Source organism: Knoellia remsis, assembly GCF_003002895.1.
Taxonomy (GTDB): Bacteria; Actinomycetota; Actinomycetes; order Actinomycetales; family Dermatophilaceae; genus Knoellia; species Knoellia remsis.
In genome coordinates, this window is record NZ_PVTI01000055.1 from 1 (window position 1) to 3,339 (window position 3,339).

Genomic DNA, 3,339 nt, shown 5'->3' on the forward strand with positions numbered 1-3,339 from the left:
GTCCCGAAGCGTCCAATTGGGTGAGATCGGGACGGGACGCCGGTCCCGAAGCGTCCGATGGGGTGAGATCGGGACGGAGCGGCTCGGTCAGTCGAGGTCGGTGAAGGGCCAGCCGTCGACGATGCCCGGCGCGCGCCCCGGCTCGATGTAGTACTCCGTCCCGAACCACTGCGCGAACATCTCGGCCGGCAGCTGCAGCATCATCCCGACATCGCTCGTCTGGCTCGCGTGACAGGCCAGCGCGGCCCGCTTGCTCTCGATGTCGGGCAGGACGTCGACGCGCCAGTGGATCTCCGATTCCGGTGTGCCGACGGGCTCCCCGTCGCCCATGGGCTCGTCGGGGTCGAAGCCGTCCTCGTGGCCGGCCTCCTTCGCGGCTTGGTAGCCGGCACGCATCGCGTCGCGGTTCATCGTCGACTCAAGCAGTCGCGGGCGCTGGGCCGCGAGGTCGGCGGCGCGGTGGACGACGCGGTGCACCTTGACGTGGTCGGGGTGGCCGTAGCCGCCGTGCCAGTCGTAGCCGATGGCGACGTCCGCGTCCTCCTCGTCGAGGACGTCCGCGAGCCGGCGCGCCGCCTCGTCGAGGTCGGCGCCGTGGAAGGACCGCGCGCCACCGTTCTGCTCCCACCCGTGCATGCCCGAGTCCTCGTAGCCGAGCCAGACGATGCGCTCCGCGCCCGTGACCCGCGCCGACGCCTCGGCCTCGCCGCGACGGAAGTCCGCGAGCGTCATACCCTCCGGCAGATCGTCCGGGGAGGTGCCGTGCTCCCCGCCGGTGCCGTAGACGACGACTACGCGGTGCCCCTCGCGGGTGAGGCGGGTCATCGATCCCGAGGTCGCGGACGCCTCGTCGTCGGGGTGGGCGTGGACGAAGACGATGGTCGCCATGGCGCCATCCTGCCCCGAGCCTTCGCGGATCCCGACGCCGGGCGGGCCTCGTCCGTGTGGCCGGTATGCCGTCCGCGCTGGGAGGTGCCGGACGTTGCCTTGGGCGAGCGGGCGGCATACCCTCTCCATAAACATCCGGTGACTTGTTGCGCGCAGGAGAATGACCGCATGAGCGACCGTCAGCTGCCGAAGTGGTCCGAGCTCAAGCCGCTGCTGCGGCCCAAGCCGCTCACGCTCAACGCTACCGACCGCCGCCTTGCCGGCGCCGTGACGATCGCCGACCTGCGCCGACTCGCGAAGCGCCGGACGCCCACGTCGGTCTTCGACTACACCGACGGGGCAGCCGAGGAGGAGCTCGCGTTGAGCCGCGCGCGCGAGACCTTCCGCGACCTCACCTTCCACCCCCGCGTCCTCAGCGGTCACGGTGCCGTCGACACGACGACGACCGTGCTCGGCACGCCTGCGGCGCTGCCCTTCGGGTTCGGGCCCACCGGGTTCACGCGGATGATGCAGCACGAGGGGGAGCCGGCTGTGGCGCGCGTCGCCGAGCGGATGGGCATCCCGTACGGCCTGTCGACGCTCGGAACGACGAACATCGCAGAGCTCGCGGCGGCCGCGCCGGGGACGCGGAAGTGGTTCCAGCTCTACGTGTGGCGTGACCACGCGCCGGCCGAGGAGCTCATGGCCGCGGCGAAGGAGAACGGGTTCGAGGCGCTCATGCTCACCGTCGACTGCCCCGTCGGCGGCAGCCGGCACCGGGACGTGCGCAACGGGTTCGCCATCCCACCGGCGCTCACGGCGAAGACCGTGCTCGACGGCGCGATGCACCCGAACTGGTGGATGAACTTCCTCACCACGCCGCCGCTGCGGTTCGCCTCGCTCGACTCCTGGGACGGGACGATCGGCGAGATGATGAACGCCCTCTTCGACCCGACGATGTCGCTGACCGACCTCGACTGGGTGCGCAGCAGCTGGGACGGGCCGCTCATCGTCAAGGGCGTGCAGACCGTCGAGGACGCCAGGGCCATACTCGACCACGGCGCCGACGCGATCGTGCTGTCCAACCACGGCGGTCGGCAGCTCGACAAGGCGCCGGTGCCGGTGCGGCTGCTGCCCCGTGTCCGCGAGGCGCTCGGGCCGGACGCAGAGATCATGGTCGACACCGGCGTCATGTCCGGTGGCGACGTCGTCGCGGCCATGGCGCTCGGCGCGAGCTCGGTCCTCGTCGGCCGGGCCTATCTCTACGGGCTCATGGCTGGCGGCGAGCGTGGTGTGCAGCGCGCGGCCGACATCCTCGCCGAGGAGGTCCGGCGCACGATGGCGCTGCTCGGGGCGGCGACGGTCGCGGACCTCAAGCCCGAGCACGTCGAGCTCGCACCCCAGGGGGCATCCCCCGCGCGGTGACCCCCGACGTCGACATCGGTGCGGGCAGGTTGCGCCCCGTGCTGGATCACCGGGTGAACGGGCGAGAGCGCTCGACGCTTTCGACTGCGGGAGGGGCTAGGCTCGCCCATCGACAGTGGGTGGCGCGCCCACATCTACCGGAGGTTCAGATGGCTGTCACGGACGAGGCGATCACCAAGATCAAGGACATGATCGTCCGCGGCGAGCTCGGGCCCGGGGACAAGCTGCCCCGCGAGGCCGACCTCGCCGAGCGTCTCGGGCTGTCGCGCAACAGCCTTCGCGAAGCGGTCAAGGCTCTCTCACTCATCCACGTCCTCGACGTGCGTCAGGGCGACGGCACGTATGTCACGAGCCTGGAGCCGTCGCTCCTCATGGGTGCGATGGAGTTCGTCGTCGACTTCCACCGTGACCACACCGTGCTCGAGTTCCTCGAGGTGCGCCGGGTGCTTGAGCCCGCGGCGACGTCGATGGCGAGCCTGCGCATGTCCGAGGAGGACATTGCCGGGCTGCGAACGCACCTCGACGCCGTCCCGGAGGAGCCCAGCGTCGAGGAGCTAGTGAAGTCCGACCTCGAGTTCCACCGCCTCGTCGCCCGAGGGTCCGGCAACCAGGTGTTGTGCTCACTGCTCGACTCGCTCTCCGGTCCGACGCAGCGGGCCCGCGTGTGGCGCGGGATGACCCAGAGCAACGCCGTCGACCGCACGATCGCCGAGCACCGCGCCATCGTCGACGCCATTGCGTCCCGGCAGCCTGACGTGGCCCGCGCCGCCGCCACGGTGCACATCGCCGGCGTCGAGGAGTGGCTGCGGACGTCGCTCGCACCCGAGGACACCGCCCGCCCCGGCCTCGCCTGACTGCCGGTCCTGAGCGCACTGATTGCCGATTCCGTGCGGGTACGCCCGAACGGAATCGGCAATCAGTCCGACTTCTTGCTGGTTCCGTGCGGTGGGGTGCGAACGGAATCGGCAATCAGTTCTGTGCGCCCGTTCCGGGCGGCCCGTTCCGGGGAGAAAATGGGCATGCGGGTGCCTGTTCACGTCGGCCGAC

General features: G+C 70.9%; 3 protein-coding genes. 2 read left to right on the plus strand and 1 reads right to left on the minus strand.

Going from position 1 to position 3,339, the window contains the following annotated elements; translation table 11 throughout:
• Positions 1–87 precede the first annotated feature (87 nt).
• Complete coding sequence (locus BCF74_RS16915; RefSeq protein WP_106299092.1) at positions 88–888, minus strand: PIG-L deacetylase family protein; 801 nt, start codon at positions 886–888, stop codon at positions 88–90.
• 168 nt (positions 889–1,056) lie between these two features.
• Here BCF74_RS16915 and BCF74_RS16920 point away from each other — a divergent pair, with 168 nt between their 5' ends.
• Together BCF74_RS16920 and BCF74_RS16925 are read left to right on the plus strand one after the other, a co-directional pair.
• A complete protein-coding gene (locus BCF74_RS16920; RefSeq protein ID WP_106299093.1) occupies positions 1,057–2,292 on the plus strand; it encodes an alpha-hydroxy acid oxidase in 1,236 nt (411 codons plus the stop codon).
• A gap of 149 nt (positions 2,293–2,441) precedes the next feature.
• Positions 2,442–3,146 (plus strand): FadR/GntR family transcriptional regulator, encoded by a 705-nt coding sequence (locus tag BCF74_RS16925; RefSeq protein ID WP_106299094.1) that lies wholly within the window; start codon positions 2,442–2,444, stop codon positions 3,144–3,146.
• Positions 3,147–3,339 lie beyond the last annotated feature (193 nt).